Source organism: Glycomyces niveus, assembly GCF_017592475.1.
Lineage (GTDB): Bacteria > Actinomycetota > Actinomycetes > Mycobacteriales > Micromonosporaceae > Glycomyces > Glycomyces niveus.
This window is the reverse complement of record NZ_JAGFNP010000002.1, coordinates 177,577-195,591: the sequence shown is the minus strand read 5'-3', so window position 1 is coordinate 195,591 and position 18,015 is coordinate 177,577. Positions and strand designations below refer to the sequence as shown.

Annotated in this window: 14 protein-coding genes and 1 pseudogene; 8 read left to right on the top strand and 7 right to left on the bottom strand. The window is 71.0% G+C overall.

The features are described 5' to 3' along the window. The first annotated feature begins 54 nt into the window (after positions 1 to 54). Positions 55 to 1,044 carry a phosphotransferase enzyme family protein gene (locus J5V16_RS03810; protein WP_408612375.1) on the top strand — a complete coding sequence of 330 codons (990 nt, stop codon included), beginning with the start codon at positions 55 to 57 and terminating at the stop codon, positions 1,042 to 1,044. A gap of 186 nt (positions 1,045 to 1,230) precedes the next feature. Here J5V16_RS03810 and J5V16_RS03805 read toward each other — a convergent pair whose 3' ends face one another. Further along, on the bottom strand, positions 1,231 to 1,374 hold the full coding sequence (locus J5V16_RS03805) for a hypothetical protein (RefSeq protein WP_208494683.1): 144 nt from the start codon (positions 1,372 to 1,374) through the stop codon (positions 1,231 to 1,233). Between the two features lie 67 nt (positions 1,375 to 1,441). Here J5V16_RS03805 and J5V16_RS03800 point away from each other — a divergent pair, with 67 nt between their 5' ends. The 4 genes from J5V16_RS03800 (at position 1,442) to J5V16_RS03785 (ending at position 5,531) form a co-directional block, all read left to right on the top strand. Continuing rightward, positions 1,442 to 2,278, top strand: a complete 837-nt coding sequence (locus J5V16_RS03800; protein WP_208494682.1) for a helix-turn-helix domain-containing protein — start codon at positions 1,442 to 1,444, stop codon at positions 2,276 to 2,278. A 54-nt stretch (positions 2,279 to 2,332) separates the two neighbouring features. Further along, on the top strand, positions 2,333 to 3,649 hold the full coding sequence (locus tag J5V16_RS03795) for an FAD-binding oxidoreductase (RefSeq protein ID WP_208494681.1): 1,317 nt from the start codon (positions 2,333 to 2,335) through the stop codon (positions 3,647 to 3,649). 359 nt (positions 3,650 to 4,008) lie between these two features. Further along, positions 4,009 to 4,911 carry an alpha/beta fold hydrolase gene (locus J5V16_RS03790; protein ID WP_208494680.1) on the top strand — a complete coding sequence of 301 codons (903 nt, stop codon included), beginning with the start codon at positions 4,009 to 4,011 and terminating at the stop codon, positions 4,909 to 4,911. Between the two features lie 41 nt (positions 4,912 to 4,952). Beyond that, entirely contained in the window at positions 4,953 to 5,531 is a 579-nt protein-coding gene (locus J5V16_RS03785; protein WP_208494679.1) for a DinB family protein, read from the top strand. Between the two features lie 63 nt (positions 5,532 to 5,594). On the opposite strand, the gene J5V16_RS03780 is transcribed toward J5V16_RS03785, so the two are convergent. The 6 genes and pseudogenes from J5V16_RS03780 to J5V16_RS03755 form a co-directional block, all read right to left on the bottom strand. Then, the gene (locus tag J5V16_RS03780) at positions 5,595 to 6,611 is read right to left on the bottom strand and encodes a LacI family DNA-binding transcriptional regulator (RefSeq protein WP_208494678.1); all 1,017 of its coding nucleotides are present in this window, start codon (positions 6,609 to 6,611) and stop codon (positions 5,595 to 5,597) included. After that, positions 6,611 to 6,745, bottom strand: a pseudogene (locus tag J5V16_RS25355) (carbohydrate ABC transporter permease); the annotation flags it as partial. The pseudogene J5V16_RS25355 and the gene J5V16_RS03780, both read right to left, overlap by 1 nt. A gap of 82 nt (positions 6,746 to 6,827) precedes the next feature. Next, positions 6,828 to 8,921 (bottom strand): glycoside hydrolase family 36 protein, encoded by a 2,094-nt coding sequence (locus J5V16_RS24165; protein ID WP_208494676.1) that lies wholly within the window; start codon positions 8,919 to 8,921, stop codon positions 6,828 to 6,830. Between the two features lie 306 nt (positions 8,922 to 9,227). After that, entirely contained in the window at positions 9,228 to 9,638 is a 411-nt protein-coding gene (locus J5V16_RS03765) for a hypothetical protein (protein WP_208494675.1), read from the bottom strand. Positions 9,639 to 9,880: 242 nt separating this feature from the next. Further along, complete coding sequence (locus J5V16_RS03760) at positions 9,881 to 10,786, bottom strand: ribokinase (protein ID WP_208494674.1); 906 nt, start codon at positions 10,784 to 10,786, stop codon at positions 9,881 to 9,883. A 238-nt stretch (positions 10,787 to 11,024) separates the two neighbouring features. Further along, on the bottom strand, positions 11,025 to 11,564 hold the full coding sequence (locus tag J5V16_RS03755; protein ID WP_208494673.1) for a YbhB/YbcL family Raf kinase inhibitor-like protein: 540 nt from the start codon (positions 11,562 to 11,564) through the stop codon (positions 11,025 to 11,027). A 110-nt stretch (positions 11,565 to 11,674) separates the two neighbouring features. Here J5V16_RS03755 and J5V16_RS03750 point away from each other — a divergent pair, with 110 nt between their 5' ends. The 3 genes from J5V16_RS03750 (at position 11,675) to J5V16_RS03740 (ending at position 18,006) form a co-directional block, all read left to right on the top strand. Further along, positions 11,675 to 12,382 (top strand): GntR family transcriptional regulator, encoded by a 708-nt coding sequence (locus tag J5V16_RS03750; protein WP_208494672.1) that lies wholly within the window; start codon positions 11,675 to 11,677, stop codon positions 12,380 to 12,382. 298 nt (positions 12,383 to 12,680) lie between these two features. After that, positions 12,681 to 13,877, top strand: coding sequence for an MFS transporter (locus J5V16_RS03745; RefSeq protein ID WP_208494671.1), 1,197 nt, complete (start codon positions 12,681 to 12,683; stop codon positions 13,875 to 13,877). A 364-nt stretch (positions 13,878 to 14,241) separates the two neighbouring features. After that, positions 14,242 to 18,006, top strand: coding sequence for a hypothetical protein (locus J5V16_RS03740; protein ID WP_208494670.1), 3,765 nt, complete (start codon positions 14,242 to 14,244; stop codon positions 18,004 to 18,006). Positions 18,007 to 18,015 lie beyond the last annotated feature (9 nt).

Genomic DNA, 18,015 nt, shown 5'->3' with positions numbered 1-18,015 from the left:
GGTTGGGATTGGAGTTGCGTGGGTGGAGGGGTGCGCCGAGACTGACAGGCGATGATGCCGTTGAGTGAGATCGATCGTCTGAAGCGGACCGTGTCCGCCGCGTGGGAGAGCCCGGTCGCCGACCAGGCCGCCGCCGCCTGGGGATACCCGGCTGGAACCGCGAAGTGGTGGCGCTCCAGCGCCTCGCATGTGTTCGTCCTACCCGACCCGGAAGGGAAGCGGTACCTGCGGTTCGTGCCCGACGCCTACCGGGGTGCCGCCCCGGTCGCGGCGGTGGGCTCGCTGATGGAGGCGCTGGCGGCGGGCGGCGCGGCAGTGGTCCGCCCGGTCCCGGCACCGACCGGGCACCTGACCATGACAGTCGCGACGGCGCTGGGGCCGATGCACGCCATGGTGGTCGAGGCCGCCTCCGGCGAGCAGCTCGACGTCGAGGACCTGGACGAGGAGCGCGCGCGGGCCTGGGGCGCCGCCCTCGCGGCCGTCCACGACAGTGCCGCCCCGACCGGTGCCGACCTGCCCGAGGCGTTCACCGAACTGGCCGACATCCCCGCCCGGTTCGCCGACGACTCGGCACTGGTGAAAGCCGTTGCGCGCCTTGCCGAGCGGATCGCCGCTCTGCCCGGCGACGCCTCCCGGTTCGGGATCGTCCACGGCGATTTCGAACTCGACAACCTCGCTTGGGAGGACGGGCGGGCGACCGCCTTCGACTTCGACGAGGCCGCCTTCTCCTGGTATGCCGCCGACATCGCCTATGCCCTGCGGGATCTGACCGGACCGGATGGCCGCTTCGCAGAGGAGCATCGTGGGCTGGCCGGTGCGTTCATCGCCGGATACCGCAGTGCGCGCTCGTTCGACGAGTCCGATCTGGCGAACCTGCGGCTGTTCGCCGGAGCGCACGCCGCCTGCTCGCTCGTTCGCATCGACAGCGCGCTCGACACCCCTGGGGATGACGAGCCCGAGTGGAGGGCCGACCTGCGGGCGAAGCTGAACGTCATGGCACGGTCCCACCGGGAACTCGCGCTGAGCGTCGCCGAGACGCTCTAGGCAGTGTTTGAGAACTGAGGGAGCCTCCAGTTAGTTTTGTTGTGTCGCAACGAAACTCAATACTGGAGGCTCCTGGTGTCAAGCGTACCGGTCCCTGCCGTGCTCACCGCACCTGACCTGGACCGTGAGCGTCGACTCCACCATCGTGCGCGCCCACCACTCAGCGGCGGGAGCCGGACCCCGGGCCTAGGCCGCCCGGTCGGCGATCTTGGTGAAGGAGGCGCGCGCGTATCCCAGCTCGGCGACGGACTCGATGGCTGCCGCCACGATCTGCGTGCGGCGGGCCGCCTCTGCCACTGTCAGCTCAACTGAGCCTTGAGCAGCTTGCATAAGCTGACAGTAGTTCAATCAAGCTACCGGTGCTGGATGGCCTACCGTCTCGCGGTAGCGTCCGAACGTGGATGACTCCTACGTCGAACGGGCCCCCGTCGCGGCATTGGCCACGGTGGTGCGGACCGTATGGATTCAGCGCACGGGTGACGCGGCGCACGCGCAGCGGCACCTGCCGACCGGCGGCGTGGAACTCCACTTCCCGATCGGGGGACGGCCCCGTCTGCTGGGTCCGCTGACCGGCCCCAGCCTCGAGATCCTGCCGCCGCGCACCGTTCTCATCGGCGTGCGCCTCCATCCAGCCGCGGCCCCGCCGCTGCCGACCGTCCTCGACGACCTCGTGGACCAGCGGATCGACCTCGGCGTGCTCTGGGGCGGCATGGCCGAGCGGCTGGCCGAGGAGGTCGTCGGCGCCGCGACCGCCGAGGGGGCGCTCATGCGCGTGCAAAGGCATCTCCTCGAGGCGTACCGGGCCTCCGGAACGCTCGATCCGCTGCTGCGCGAGGCGGTCCTGCGCCTGATGCCGTGGAGCCCGGTCCCGATCGCAACCCTGGCCGACCGCCTGTCCATTTCCCCCAGTCAGCTGCGGCGCCGCTGCCTGCACGCGGTGGGCATGAGCCCCAAGACGCTCCAGCGGACCCTGCGGTTCCAAGGGTTCCTGGCCCTCGCACAGGCCGGAGCGACACCGAGCGGTCGACGCGATGCAGACGGCCTCGCCGGACTGGCGGCCGACACCGGCTATGCCGACCACGCCCACCTCACCCGTGAATGCGTCCGCCTCACCGGCGTCACCCCTCGTTCGCTCCTCCACGGCAGCGTCGACCGCTGCGGCTGCGGGCATGACCACGCAGCGTCCTACCGCCCGTTCATCGCCACCCGCGCCCTGCCGCCGCAGCGGCGGTGAGGACGCTCGAATCGTTCAAGCCCGCGGCTCCGGGCGGCCGGTAGCGTCGGTGCCGTGAACGACCTCGCACAGCTCCGCAGCCGCCTCGACGGCGACTGCCTCATTCCCGGCGACGCGGACTACGACACCGTCCGGCGCCCGGCCGATCTCGCCCATCAGGACGTGCGGCCGAAGCTGGTGATCCGGTGCCGCTCAGCCGCGGACGTGGTACTCGGGGTCGGTTACGCGCGTGACACCGGCACGCCGGTCGTCCCGCGCGGGGGAGGCCATTGCTTCGCTGGACGGTCCTCGACCGAGGGCGTCGTCCTCGACCTGTCCGGTCTGGACGCCGTCGCGGTCACAGGCGGCACCGCCGTGATCGGCGCGGGCGCCAGGCTCGCCCAGGTGTACACCGCCCTGCACGCGCAGGACCGGACGATTCCGGCCGGATGCGGTGCGACCGTAGGCATCGCGGGGCTCGCACTCGGCGGCGGCATCGGCCTGCTCGGACGCTCGCACGGCCTCACCTGTGACCGGCTCACGGGGGCCCAGGTGGTCTTCGCGGACGGAAGCGTCGCCGATTGCGACGCCGACCGTGAACCGGACCTGTTCTGGGCATTGCGCGGCGCGGGCGGCGGCCAGTTCGGGGTCGTCGTCTCGCTCGTCTTCGACACTGTGCCCGAGCCGGTCGCCACCCGGTTCGCCCTGCGCTGGCGCCGACCGCCCCTCGCGGACTTGATCGCCGCATGGCAGGACTGGGCACCCGACGCACCTGACGCGATCACCGCCGACCTCGCCCTCACCGCAGGTGACCCGCCCGAAGCCGTATGCTTCGGTGCCTCGCTGCTCGACGAACGGTCGACAAGGAACCTGCTCCAGGCGTTCTGCGTGGCGGTGGGGGCAGCGCCCGACATCGACGTGCACGGCGGCATGGCCTTCAACCGGCTGAAACGCTCGTTCGAAGACCTCGAAGAGTCGAACGAAGCCGGAACGGTATTGCGCCAGCGATCGGCGTTCTTCGCCGACCCGCTGCGGTCGTCCACGATCGAGGAACTGGCCGGGGGACTCTCCGATCCCGCCGCGCCTCGACGGCGCCTCAACTTCACGGCCATGGGCGGCGCCTACAACCGTGTCCCGGTCGCGGCGACCGCGTTCGCCCACCGCAGTGCGCGATTCATGCTCCAGCACGTTGCCCCGACCGCCGATCCGTGGATCGACCGGTCCTGGGAGCGCGCCTATGGCGTGAGTTCGAAGGGCGTCTACCCGAACTTCCCTGACCCGCTCCTGCCGGACTGGGCGACGGCGTATCACGGCGCCAACCTCGCCCGTCTCCGAGCGGTGAAGCGGGCCTACGACCCCGACCGGTGCTTCACCTTCCCCCAGTCGCTCTGACCGGCAACGGCACTGCCGCCCGTCCCTCCAGCGACGGGCCCCTCCGCGCTCGAAGTCGACGGCGCCGACCGCGGCCCCGCGCTTTCCCCGCGTGCTGGTCGTGCTCGGCGGCTTGACACCAGGAGCCTCCAGTATTGAGTTTCGTTGCGACACAACAAACTGATTGGAGGCTCCCTCAGTTCTCAAACACTGCCTCGTCCGTATCTCGGCCAGCTGCCAACCCAGGCCGCGTTTAAAGACGCTTCAGCGCGGAAAGCCATCGGGTTCGGCCGGTGCGAGGGCACGCGGGACCTTCCCCGGCGTGGCGCCGCTTCGCGGCCCTCGCACCGGCCGCTCGGACTACCGCGAAGGAGAGGGACATGGCGACCGGACCGACCGCCCCGGACCGGGCCGTCCGGCACCACCGCCTCGAACTCGACGGCACGGAGGTCTTTTACCGGGAGGCCGGGCCGCAGGGCGCGCCCGTGCTCCTCCTCCCGCACGGCTACCCGTGCTCCTCGTACCAGTACCGCAACCTCATGCCCGCTCTCGCCGACCGGTGGCGGACGGTCACGCCCGACTTCCCCGGCTTCGGCTACAGCGGCACGCCCGCGCCCGACCGGTGCACCTTCGACGGCTACGCCGCATTCCTGCGCCGCTTCACCGAGCGCCTCGGCATCGACCGGTACGCCCTCTACCTCCACGACTACGGCTCCCAGATCGGACTGCGCCTCGCCATCGCCGCACCGCAGCGGGTGGCCGCCCTCATCATCCAGAACGGCGACATCTACGAAGACACGCTCGGTCCGAAATACCAAGGGCTGCAGGAGTACTGGGACCACCCCACCGCCAAGGGCCGGGCCGTGCTCGAAGACGCCGTGAGCGAAGCCGGGTTCCGGGAGGAGTTCCTGAACGACGTGCGCCCCGACCTCGCCGCGCGCATCCCGCCCGACCTCTGGACCCTCGCCTGGACGCAGCTGCGGACCCCCGAACGCCGGGCGATCATGGTCGGCCTCATGGAAGGCCTGCGCGAGAACCTCGACTGGTTCCCCCGCTACCAGGCCTGCCTCCGCGAACACCGGCCGCCGACCCTCATCGCCTGGGGACCCCAGGACGGCTACATGCCCGAACCCTCAGCCCGCGCCTACCTCCGCGACCTCCCCGACGCCGAACTCCACCTCCTCGACGGCGGCCACTGGGCACTGGAGACCAACCTCGCCGAAATCACCGCCCTCATCCGCGACTTCCTAGCCCGGCAAGGGCATGCCCTCCCCATCGAATGATGACTTGAGCCCGCGCGAATCATGTGGCAGTCTCAGGCCGCATGATCGATGAACTCGCGAAGGCCAACATGCACGGGCGGCTCCGGCAGGACCGCCAGGCGCTGCTCTGGAAGCTCGACGGCCTCTCCGAATACGACGCCCGGCGGCCTCTGACGGCCACTGGCACCAACCTCCTCGGCCTCGTCAAACACGTGGCCACCGTCGAGGCCTGGTACTTCGGCGCGGTCTTCGGCCGGCCCTCCCCCGAACCGCTGCGCCGCTGGCAGGACTCCGACGGCAGCGACCACTGGGCCGCCGAGCACGAGACCCGCGACCAGATCATCGGGTTCTACCGGCGCACCTGGGAGCACTCAGACGCGACGATCGACGCGCTCCGCCTCGACGCGCCCGGCCACGTGCCGTGGTGGTCGCCGCCGTACGCCGACACGAACCTGTTCCTCGTCTTGCTCCACGTCCTCGGCGAATCCATCCGACACACCGGGCACGCCGACATCCTCCGCGAAAACCTCGACGGCCGCACCGGGCTGCGGCCCGAACACGAGAAGCCCATCGACGAGGAAGCCCGCGCCGCCCACCGCGCCAAGCTCGAACAGGCCGCGAAGTCGGCGGCCCGACGCTGATCCCCTGCCGCGCGCTCGACGCCGGTCGCACGGCGTCGAGCGACGACCGGGCCGTCTCGCCGGTCAGCGCGGTGGGGCGGCGCTGGCTCGGAAGGCTATGCGGGGGCGTTCGGAGGAGTAGCGGCGGGCGTTCTCGTCGTTCATGGATTCGAGGAGGAGCGCGAAGCCGCGCTGGCCGAGACCGGCGAAGTCCTGCTCCACTGTGGTCAGCGGCGGGGACCAGAGTTCGGCGAGGGGGTGGTCGTCGAAGCCGACGACCGAGATGTCCTCGGGGACGCGGCGGCCCGCTTCGGCGATGCCGCGCATGACGCCCATGGCGATCTCGTCGTTGCCGCAGAAGACGGCCGTGACCTCGGGGTCGGCGGCGAGGGCGCGGCCGATGGGGACCCCACTGAGGGGTTCCCAGGTGGCGTCGAGAACGGGCGGGACCGGAGCGTCGGCCTTGCGCAGCGCGCGCTTCCAGCCGGTGGTGCGGCCGTCGACGCGGCGCGAGGGCGGGACGCGGACGTGGTGGACGGTACGGTGGCCGAGGCCGAGAAGGTAGGCGGTGAGCTCTTCGGCGGCGGCGGCCTCGTCGAGGACCGCTTGGGGCACACCGGCTTCGCGGGTGCCCGAGAGGGCGACAAGGGGGCGGTCGGTGCCGAGCCGGTTGAGCGCCGCGACGCCGGGCGGATCGAACTTGAGGACCACGACCCCGGCGAGGGTCTGCATCTCGACCGCTTCGACCGCGCGGTTCACCTCGTCCTCGTCGGCGCTCTCGACGACCGTGATCATCACCGTGTACCCCTCGGCGCGGGCCGCGATCTCGATGCCGCGGATCGTCTCGGCGTACCCGTACCGGGAGGTGTTGCCCGCGATGACCGCGATCGTGCGGGACTTGCGGGAGACGAGCACGCGGGCGGCCGCGCTGGGCCGGAAGTTGAGCTCGGCGATCGCGGCCTCGACCTGCTCGCGCTTGGCGGCGCTGACCTTGGCGGCGCCGGTGAGCACGCGGGAGACCGTCGGGACCGAGACGCCCGCCAGTTCGGCGACGTCCGAGATCGTCGGGTTCTTGCCCTCCCTGCCCACGGTTCTCCCCACTACTCGACCGCACCACTCGTGATGCCTGAGGCGATCCTGCGCGGGGCGACCACGAACATGATCAGGAGCGGCAGGCTCATCAGGATGATATAGGCGAAGCGGAGATGCCAGTTCTGTAGATGCAAACCCGCGCTCGGCGAGCTCCAGCGGCCGCCCGCGCAGCAAACCTCCTGGCGCGGCGCGGAGCGGCCTTTCACTGGATCACCGCCACACGACCTAAGGCAAAGTGGTCAGTCGCAGGGTGCGGGCGGCGGTCGGCGCGTCGCCCGCGTGCACGGACAGGGTGCCGGTCGCCTTGTCCCAGGCGGTCTTCCATTCGGGGAGGTCGCGGGGGAAGACGGTGGTGACGGTGAGGTCGCGTCCGGCGAGGTGCGGGAAGCGCAGCTCGGTGGTCGCGGGACCGCCTCGGCGCCAGACGGAGACGAGGTCGTCGTCGCCGCGCAGGCCGAGGGCGACCCAGGGCTCGGTCCATTCGGGGAGCCCGGCGGGCCAGTACGGGTGGCCGGAGGCGATCTCGCCGCGGAGTCGCTTCGCGGTGGCGACGGCCGTCGCGACGGCGGCGCGCTGGTCCTCGGTCATGCGGTTGAGGAACCCGGAGACGTAGAAGCGGCCCAGGAGGCCGGTGACGAGGCAGAACGCCACTTCTTCGGCGTTCATCTCGGGCTGGGGGTAGGCCCAGCTCGCGGCCTGCTCGGGCAGGAGCGAAATCGGCGCGGCAGCGGCGATCGGGGGGTACTTCGTGAACTCCTGCTGGTCCGAAGTGGACTGCATGGCGAGTCGGGAGAGCACCGCGAAGTCCATGCGCATCGCGCCCGAGGAGCAGTTCTCGATCACGAGGCCGGGGTGGCGGTCGAGCACGCCGTCGAGCCAGGCGAGGTGGGCCCGGTTGTGGCCGAGGAGGCCGTCGCCCACGCTGTCGGCGTCGAAGTCGGTGCCGGGGCCGGGGTTGACGTTGTAGTCGAACTTGAAGAAGCCCACGCCGAAGTCGTTCACGAGCCGGTCCACGACGCCGTCGAGGTGGGCGACGGCGGCCGGATGGCGCAGGTCGAGGTGGTAGCGGTGGTGCTCGGTGATGCGCTGGCCGTGCCGCTGCAGGAAGGCCTCGTCGGGGAGCCGCTCGGCCATGGGACTGCGGACGCCGATGACCTCGGGTTCGAGCCAGAGGCCGGGCACCATGCCGGCGTCGCGGATGGCGTCGATGACCTCGCCGAGGCCGCCGGGGAAGCGGGTGGTGGAGGGCTGCCACTCCCCCACGCTGGGCCACCAGTCGCCACCGTCGTCGTACCAGCCGGCGTCGATGCAGAAGATCTCCGCGCCGACCTCGCTCGCGGCCTTGATGAGCGGGAGCAGTTTCTCGGTGGTGGGGTCGCCGAGGAGGGTGTTCATGTAGTCGTTGAAGACCACGGGCATCGCGGCGTTGTCGGGGTGCGGGCGGCGCGCGGCGCGGCGGAAGTCGGTGAGCGCGGCGACGGCGCCGGTGAAGTCGCCGCCGAAGGCGACGGTGGCCGGGACGCTGGTGAAGGACTCGCCGGGGCGCACGACCCTGGTCCAGGCCGAGTCCACATCGGTGGGACCGGAGAGGGTGAAGTACGCGCCCTTGAGGTCCTCGCCGAGCTCCCAGCGCCAGGGGCCGTTGTGCTCGATCTGCCAGGCGACGGCGAGGTCCGCGCCCTCGAGGCCCGCGACGGGCAGGTGGTGGCCGGTGGACCAGGTGCCGTCGGAGGTGGCGGTCCAGTAGCCGCGCGGGTCGTGGGTGCTGTGGGCGAGCTGAGTCGACAGGCGCGGGAAGTCGATGCCGCGCAGGGCAGCGCGGGTCCAGCGGCCTTCGCCGAACCAGTCGCTCACGCCGTTGATCCGGTGCCATCCCGCGAGGTTGTCGTCGTCGACCGTGCCGGGGCGGGTGAACCCCGAAGACCAGGAGGCGACGGAGCGGAGCACGAGCGGGCGTTCCCCGGCGGGGACGACCGAGACGCGCGAGCGCACGGCCTGGTCGGCGCGGTCGAGGATCTCGATCGCGATGCTCGCCTCGACGCCCTCGGCGGCCTGCCAGATGGTGAGGAGGCGGCCGTTCGCGGTGCGGGCCTCGGAGTGGGAGACGTACCGCAGGGTCTCGCCGAGCGCGGTGTGCGCGATGCGGTCGGCCGCCGGGGTGTTCCCGTGGGCGGCGGTCGTGATCTCGACGAGGGGCGCGGCGTGCACCGGATGGGCGGCACCGTCGCGCGTGACGCTCGCCAGGTGCACGGGCGCATCGTCGCCCCACTCGAATCCGAGCTCGAGACGGTCACTGCCCCAAGAGAACTGATCGGCCACGGTTCCTCTTCGCCGGTTGGTCGACGGCGCTGCCGGGAGCGGCCGCGGTGTCGTTTGTCAGGTGGAACCATAGCCTGAATCTGAAATCGATTTCAAGTCATATCTTGAAATCGTTATCAAGCATCGGTACGGTCTAGGCCGCGATCCCAGGGTGGAACGCCGACGGCTTCGCAGGAGATCCCAGCCGACACGATCCCGCACAGCTGCACCGGTCAGCCGAAAGGGGAAGGCCCTGTGCGCGATCCGCACAGGGCCTGCTTCGGCCGGTTCCGGTCGGGGACCGGGACCGGCCACCGGTCTCGAGGCCTACACCCAGGTCTCGTACCAGCCGCTGTGCGACCAGCCGTTCGGGCCGTTCCAACCGAGCTGCCACTGGATCTTGCTGCCGTCTTCGAAGTTCTTGTTGCACGCGGTCCAGGCCTTGGCCTCGCCCAGGGTGTTCAGGCAGGTGCCGGAGCGGGTGCTGCCGGTGTCGCGCCAGGAGAGCGAGACGGCGTACCCGTCGGCGCTGTCGTCCTTGAGCCACAGCACGTCGCCGTAGCCCTGCACGCAGCCGGAGACCTTCGCGAAGTCCAGGCACTCCTTGTAGTACCGGTCCGACCAGTCCACGTCGACCGCGCGGTCGGATTCCGAAGCGGCGGCGGGCGAGCCGATCATCAAGGCGATGCCCACCGACGCGATGAGCGCCGAGAGGATCATGGCAATGCGGTTGCGCATGCGGAGTTCCCTTCAAGGTCAGTGCCCGCGCAGACGGCGGGCAGCATCGATCAGCGGCTCACCCGTTGCGCCCCAAGGCTTTTCGGGTGTCCGTCGTTCGTTGATTAAGACCGCTGCGGAGGGCGGGGAGGTTGCCCGGACTCAAAAGGAATTTTCATCTCCTTCCCAGCCTTCCCGGAGGAACCAGACGCAGCGCGAACGGCCCCGCACGGTGCGTGCGGGGCCGTTCGTCGAACGCGGGGTCAGAGGTCGAGGAGGCTCCGGACCTCGTCCAGGTGCGGAATGGAGGGACCGGCGCCCTTGCGCTGCACCGCGATCGCCGAGGCGGCCGTCGCGAACTCGGTGGCGTCGACCAGCGAGCGCTGGTCGGCCGTGTGGTCGAGCGAGGCCGCGAACGCACCCACGAACACGTCGCCCGCGCCCGTGGTGTCCTTGACGTCGACCAGGAACGCCGGGACCTTCACCGGCTCGGTGCCGTGGCCTCCGACGAAGGCCCCGTCCGAGCCGAGGGTGATGACCACGTCGCAGCCGTGCGAAGTGAGGACCGACATGAGCGAGCGCTCGCCGGTCCCCGCAGGCTCGCCCGCCAGCTCGGCCGCCTCGTGCTCGTTGACGATGAGGATGTCGACCTCCGCCAGCAGCTCAACGGGGAAGGCCCCGCTCGGCGCGGCGTTGAGGACCACGGTCGTCTCGGCGGCCCGAGCCGCGCGGATCGCGGCGGTGACCGTCTCCAGCGGCGTCTCCAGCTGCACGACCATGACGTCGGCGGCCGCGATCTCGGCGAGCTCCGCCTCGGTGAGGTCCACGAGCGCGGCGTTCGCGCCCGAGTTCACCACGATCGAGTTCTCGCCCTTGCGGTCCACGAAGATCAGGGCGGTGCCGGTCGGAGCGTCCACCCGGCGGTCGAGCAGCGTGATGCCCGCTTCCCGGACCTGCGCGGCCAGCGCGTCCGCCGCCTCGTCGCGGCCGAGCGCGGCGATGAAGCGGGTCTCGGCCCCGGCGCGGGCGGCGGCGATCGCCTGGTTGTTGCCCTTGCCGCCGGGGAAGGAGGCGAGGCCGCGCGAGAGCACCGTCTCACCCGGCGCGGGGATGCGCTCGACCTCGTAGACGAGGTCGAGGTTCGCGCTTCCGATGACGACGACGCTCATGTTGCCTGCCTCCACAGTCCGGATCACTGGAGCGGTCGTACCCGCCCATGCGAAGCCTGACACAACGGCCGCGGGCCGGTCGCGGAGTCCGCCGATCCAGTGATCCGGGACGTGCCGTCTCAGCTGGTGGGCGCGGTGAGCGAGTGGGTCGCCGAAGCGCATTCCTCGTCGGGGCAGGCGAAACGAGCGGGCCTCAGTCGAGACCCGCTCGTCCGTCCGCGAGCAAGGAGTGCCGGCGCTAAGCGGGCGTCTCCCCGGTGGCGACGATCGTCGCGCGGCCGAGCGTGTGGCCGGACATGTTGAACCCCAGGAAGGCCGGGGTCGCGTCGGCGGGGACGCCGATCGTCTCCGTGGCGAGCGCCCACACCGTGATGAAGTAGCGGTGCTCGCCGTGCCCGGCGGGCGGGGCCGCGCCGATGTAGCGGGCGGCGCGGGCGTCGTTCGGGAGCTGGAACGCACCTTGGGGCAGGCCGGAACCCGCCTCGTCGCCGGCGCCTTCGGGCAGCTCGGTCACGGTCGCCGGGATGTCGGCGACCGCCCAGTGCCAGAAGCCCGAGTGGGTCGGGGCGTCCGGGTCGTAGACGGTGACGGCGAAGCTCTTCGTGCCTTCGGGAGCGCCGTCCCAGGCCAGGTGCGGTGAGAGGTCCTCGCCGCCGGGGACTCCGAAGGCCCCGGAGTACTGCGGTTTCGGCAGCGCGCCGCCGTCGGCGACGGTCTTGCTGGTGAGTGTGAAGGCGCTCGCCTCGGGGAGGCGGGCGAACGGGTCGTTGCCGCTCATCGATAGTCCTTTCGATGCGGTTCGCGTGTGCCGTCTCGATCGATGAAGTCGATCGAGATCGAGCGTAGCAAAGATAATCGATTATTCAAGCCATGATCTATCCTAGGGCCATGGCCCTCAAGAACCACGTGCCCGGCAACGCCGCCGCGGCGACCGCGAAGCAGATGCTCTCCGAGCGCGTGTACACCGAGCTCAAAGCCGCCATCCTCGCCGGCGGCCACCGCCCCGGCGAAGCGCTCAAGCCCCAGGAGCTCGCCGACCGGCACCGCGTGAGCCTCGCCGTCGCAAGAGAAGCGCTGCTGCGGGCGGTCGGCGAAGGCCTCGCCGACCGCCTCCCCAACCGCGGCTTCGCCGTTCCCGCGTACTCCGACGCACGCTGGCAGCAGATCGCCGAAGCCCGCCGCACCGTCGAACCCGTGCTCCTGCGCATGGCCGTCGAACGGGGCGACCTCGACTGGGAGGCCCGCGTCAAGGCCGCCCACCACCGCCTCGCGGGCACCCCGGTCTACGAGGACGGCGGCGAGCACTTCTCCGACGCGTGGTCCGAGGCGCACCGGCGGTTCCACCGGACCCTCCTGGACGCCTGCGGGAACCCGTTCCTGCTCGACACCTTCGACCGCATGTGGACCGCGAGCGAACTGGCCCGGCGCTGGTCCGTCCGCCGGACCCCCCATCGCGACCACGCCGGCGAGCACCGGCGGCTCGAAGCGCTCGCGCTGGCCCGCGACGCCGACGGTGCGGCGGCGCTCCTCGCGCAGCACCTCACCACCACCGCCGCCGGACTCGGCGCCGACCCCGACGAGCAGCGATCCAACTGAGGCACAACGGCATCCGAAGCACCGCAGCGCCCGCCCGGCCCCCCGGGCGGGCGCTGCCGTTCCCGGCCCGCCCCGCGAAGGTAGGACTGCCAGTCCCAGGGTCAAGGGGACCAGGCGGACACGCACCGTGACGCCTCCAGGAAACCAACTGGTCACGGCCCCGTCTCGAACGCGGTGTCGAATGGAGCACCAGGTCAACGCATTACTTGCGCATCGCGATTGCCACTTCCCGCCAATAGCCCGCGCGTGCAAGTATTGCGGAGACCGCTTCGTCACGCATTCCAACCTGGAGGGTTCCATGCCCATAGGACTCATCGCCCTCGCTTTGGGGGGCTTCGGCATCGGACTCACGGAGTTCGGCATCGTGGGCCTCCTGCCCGAGATCGCCGCCGACTTCCGCGTCTCCGAGCCCGTCGCCGGCTACCTGGTGTCGGGGTACGCGCTCACCGTCGCGATCGGCGCGCTCGCGCTCACCGCGGCCATCGTGCGCTTCGACCGCAAGAAGCTCCTGCTCTCGCTCATGATCCTGTTCATCGCCGGCAACCTGATCTCCGCCGTCGCGACCTCCTACGAGATCCTCATGCTGGGCCGCATCGTCGCCGCCCTGTGCCACGGCGCCTTCTTCAGCGTCGGCGCCGTCGTCGCCACCAGCATGGTCGCCGAGAACAAGCAGGGCAGCGCCATCGCCGTCATGTTCGGCGGCCTCACCGTCGCCACCGTCATCGGCGTCCCGCTCGGGACCTTCCTCGGCCAGCAGCTCGGCTGGCGCTCCACGTTCTGGGCCATCAGCATCATCGGCGTCGTCGCCCTCATCGGCATCCAACTCCTCGTGCACACCAGTGCCGCCGGCGCCAAGACCGACCTGCGCAGCGAGATGCGGGCGTTCCGCGAACCGCAGGTGTGGGTCTCGATCGCGGTGGGCGTGCTGGCCTTCGGCGGCGTCGTCGGCGCCTTCACGTACATCGCGTTCACGCTCACCGAGGTCAGCGGCTTCGCCTCGTCGATGGTGCCGTGGCTGCTGGTGCTCTTCGGGGTCGGCACGTTCATCGGCAACTGGGCCGGCGGCAAGGCCGCCGACCGGTCCCTCAACGGCTCGCTCATCGCGATCATGGCCGTGCTGGCCGCCGTGCTCGCGCTCTTCGCGCTGACCGCCGAGAACCAGATCCTGACCCTGGTCTCGCTGGTGCTCATGGGCACCATCGGCCTGGCGACGGCGCCCGGCCTCCAGGTGCGCATCATGCAGTACGCCTCGAGCGCCCCGACGATGGCGGCCGGGGCGAACATCGCGGCCTTCAACATCGGCAACGCGATGGGCGCCTGGCTGGGCGGCCTCGCCATCGGCGCCGGGTTCGGGTTCACGTCCCCGCTTTGGGTCGGCTCGGTCGTCATCGCGGTCGGCTTCCTGGTCCTGGTGGCCGGGACGCTGGCGCAGCGGGGGAGCACGGCCGTGCCGCGCGCGGCGGAGCCCGATGCCGTGGCCACCTCCACCGTGTAGTCGACAGCGCGCGAGCCGCCTGCGCCGGCGTTCCGGCACGGGCGGCTCCGGCATGCCTTCAATCATCCACAATGGTGGATCAAGATCATTTTACACAAGCATTCGAAAATTGTATGTGATCTGAATCACTTTGATCTTTTCATCTTGCCTCAGTGCATCCGAATGCTTACTCTGGATTGCATCCCCCGCCACCATGACGCGTGGCACGCCTGCCCCCCGTCCCCGCTTCCGGGGCAGTGCCGGGAACACCATGACGGCATCATGGACAAAGGCGATCATCGCCGTCGCATTGGAATACGACGCCGTATCCTACCCCCACCCTGCAATCCCACCGAAACTCCACCCTCGTGGGAAGGACGTCACTGTGTCTACACGCGACGCTGCAACCACTCCGGCCGCGACCTCACAATGGGATTTCGCGTCTTATATCGACGCCGCCGCCAATTCCGAGAACGCGCAATCGACACCATTCGACAAAGGCGCACCCGCCGTATCGCGCCCGCCGTTCATCGACCACTTGACCCAGGCCCAGCAGGCCCGACTGGTCGGCTTCTTCCCCGGTCTCGGCAGCCGGTCCGCATTCCAGGACCTCGGCAGCGCGCTGCTCGAATCCGGCGCTCCCGAGGTCACCCGCATCTACCGGGAGGCCGCCTTCGCGCTCGACGTGCCGGGACGCCCCCACCGCGTCCTGACCGAGGCCGCCAACCTCCCCGCCGGGCGCCTCGCCCGGCAGGGGTTCATCGGCGCCGCGCTCCTCGTCCACAGCCTCGCGCTGGAGGCCCATCTCAGGGAGGCCGCGGCCCGGCGCGGGACGCCCCTCATCTTCAGGGCGTACACCGGCGAGAGCTTCGGCATGCTCACGGCGGCCGTGGCCGGCGGGGCGCTGTCGGTCGGCGACGGCGTCGCCATCGCCCACGCCTTCACGCCGATGTCCCTGACCGCAGCCGAAGGCGTCGACCGGGACGAGCCGCTGTCGCGGCTCATGGCCGCCCACCTCCCCGTGCGCCAGCCGCTCGTGCCCGAGCCCTTCCACGTGGTCGGCCTCTCCGGACGGCCCGACCGCCTCGCCGTCGCGCTCGAACGGCTCGGCCGGAACTTCCGGCGCGAGGACGTCGAGGTCCACAAGCGGTACTCCCCCGTGCAGGTCAACCTCTACGTGCGCGGCGAGCGCAAGCCCGACTTCGACTGGGTCGTCGGGCAGCTCCCGGGCGTCGAGGCCGCCGAGCTCAAGGCGCCCACGACATTCCTGGCCCACGCCTCGCGGATGCGGGCGCTGCGCACCGGCCTCGAGTCCTTCATGGACACACACGGGATCGCCTTCACGAAGCCGCACACCGCGATCATCGCCAACCACGGCAGCGACCAGCACCTGCTCACCACCGCCGCGGAAGTGCGCGAGGCCGTCCTCTCGATCGCCGACCGGGTCATGGACTCCCAGCGCACCGTCGCCTCGATCGAACGGCTCCACCCCGACCTGGTGCTCGAACTCGGGCCGGGCGGGAAGTCGGTGCAGCTGCTGGAGGACAACCACGTCACCACGCCCGTCGCCGCGTACACCGGCACCGAGACCGCGGAGCTGCTCGACGCCTTCGACACCGCCGGCGCGCTCGTGCGCGAGCTGCGGCGGCTCCACCCGGCCGGGGACGACCTCGGCGTGCGCCACTACGACCTGCTGCGCACCACATTCCGGTCCTTCGCCGAGAACGGCCTCTGCGAGCGCTACACCCGCCGGCTCATCGGCCGGCTCTCCGCCCGCGAACTGCTGCGGGACCGGCCGGGCGGCTCCACCGCCTACCACCGGTTCCTCGAGGCATTCCAGCACACGGTCGTGCACCGGGCGCACGTGGAGCCGGCCAGGGGCGAGCTGGTCCTCCAGGCCCGCACCAAGAAGCGGCTCATCGGCGCCGACGACGAACTCGGCCGCGCCTACACCGAGCTGCGGATCGTCGACGGGTCGGGCGCGTTCAGCGCCCGCGCCGTGGCCGCCGCCCGGCCCGAAGTCCTCGTCGCCCACTTCGACCGGATGCCCGACGCCGACCCCGAGTCGCTGCGCCGCCAGACCGACCAGCTGACCGAGACCCAGCCGCTCGCCGCGCTGGTGCACGAACGGCTCATGGAGCGGCTCACCGACCCCGCCGAGGGCGAGGCCGAGGCCGCCGACCGCATCGCCTGCCAGTACGCGGTGTTCCAACTGCTGCGGCTCTACCGGCCCGCCGTCCTCCAGCAGAGCGACACGTACCTGATCGGCGGCGACCCGCTCGGCTGGCTCGTGGCGCTCGCCGCCTCCAACGCGGTCACCCCGCCCGACGTCGTCGAACTGTACGCGGCCGTCCTGCGCGGCAGCGGCACCCGCTTCGCGCTGGAGCGCCTCATGGGTGCGATGCGCGACGCCGAACTGCCCGTGATCGGCCCCGACGGCGTCCCGCTCCAGTCCAAGAAGGACCTCGCGGCCGCCGCCCGGGCGATCTTCCTCGAAGGCGCGCTCGACGAACCGATCCGCACCGTCCACCTCAGCGGCGACGCCGAAGTGATCGCACTCGGCTCCCGGCTCGACCCCGACGACGTCCGCGGCGGCCGGTACCGGGTCGAGATCGTCAACCTCAGCGACCCGCAGGAGGTGTGGCAGCGCGGCCTCAATCCCGCGCTCGACGCCGCCGAGGACCGGGCCGCCGGGGCGCTCACCGCGGAGCAGGGGCTCGTGCTGCGCCAGGCCCAGCACCGCCGCATCCTCTCCAGCACCATCAACGCCTACGTCCACGCCGGCGAGCGGATCACCGGATTCGGCCGCGGCGGCAGCGAGTCGATGACGATCTTCCTGACCAAGCCGGGCGAGACGGACGTGACCGTCCGGAAGGTCCTCAGCGAAGCGCTCGTGACCGCCTCCTGGGACCCGGCGGGCGAAGGCGTCATGCTGCCGCCGTTCGCCAAGGCCCGCAAGCAGGCCGAGTTCCTGCAGGCCCTGCCGGGGCCGGTCCTCCGGCGCTTCCCGGAGGTGTACGCGGTCACCGAGCGGTCCATCCCCGCGCTCAGCGGCGGCTCCTGCGCCGAGGTGATCTACGAGATGAGCTACGTCCCCGGCGAGGAGGTCAGCCGGTACATCGAGCGCCGCGTCCCCGACCCGGCGGTCGTGGCCCGGATCTACGAGCACCTCGTCCGGACCCTGCACCGCGACGTCCACTCCTTCGGACGGGTCCCCTCTCCGGGAGGAACCCTCGAGGCCTCCTACTTCAAGAAGATCGAGGACCGGCTCGCCCTGAGCGCCAGGACCGCGCCGCGCACGTTCGGGCCCGACCTGCTCGGCCCCGAACGGATCTGGATCGACGGCCGGCCCTACCGCAACGCCGGGGCGCTCCTCGCCTGGTTCCGGGCGCACCCCGAGCACCAGGCCCGCCTCGAGCCGCGCTACCACGCGCTCGTCATGGGGGACACCAACACCGAGAACGTCAAACTGACCGACACCGCCGCCCTCGAAGCCGCGCAGCGGCTCATCGAGACCGGCGCGCCCGCGCACCGCATCGACGCGGCGCTCGCGGCCGCCACCGACGCGTCGCTCGGCATCAGGTTCCTCGACCCGCGCGCCATCGGCTTCGAGAGCAGCGGCGCCGACACCCGCGACGACCCGATGTACGACAACAAGCCCTGGCACAACTCCATCGGCCACTACGACGAGATCCACTTCGAGCACTTCAAGCTCGCCGTGGACACCGGGCCGGGGCGCGAGCCGCGCGTCGACGTGTCGTTCACCCCCGGCAACCCGTTCCAGCGGGCCTACCGGGTGCGGGACGTCGCCGTCACCGGGGCGCCGGTCACCCCCGAACGGCCGCAGGGCATGGAGGACCACTTCGCGCCCGTCATGACCGCCGCGCTCGGGCTCGACGACCCGGACTCCCCGTTCCTCACCGACGACCCGGACTGGCTGGTGCGGTTCGTGTTCATGATGGGCACCCACTTCACCGCCATGCCGCCCTTCCACTTCCAGGCCGAGCTCGACGGCACCCTCACCGACACGCCGCTCGTCCAGCGCCGCCCCGTCGCCATCTACTGCGAAGGCGTCAAGTGGCTCAACTGGGCCGCCGAGATGCTCGAAGGCACCCGCACCGAGTTCCTGGGACTCCCCGTCCCCCGATGAGCACGCCCC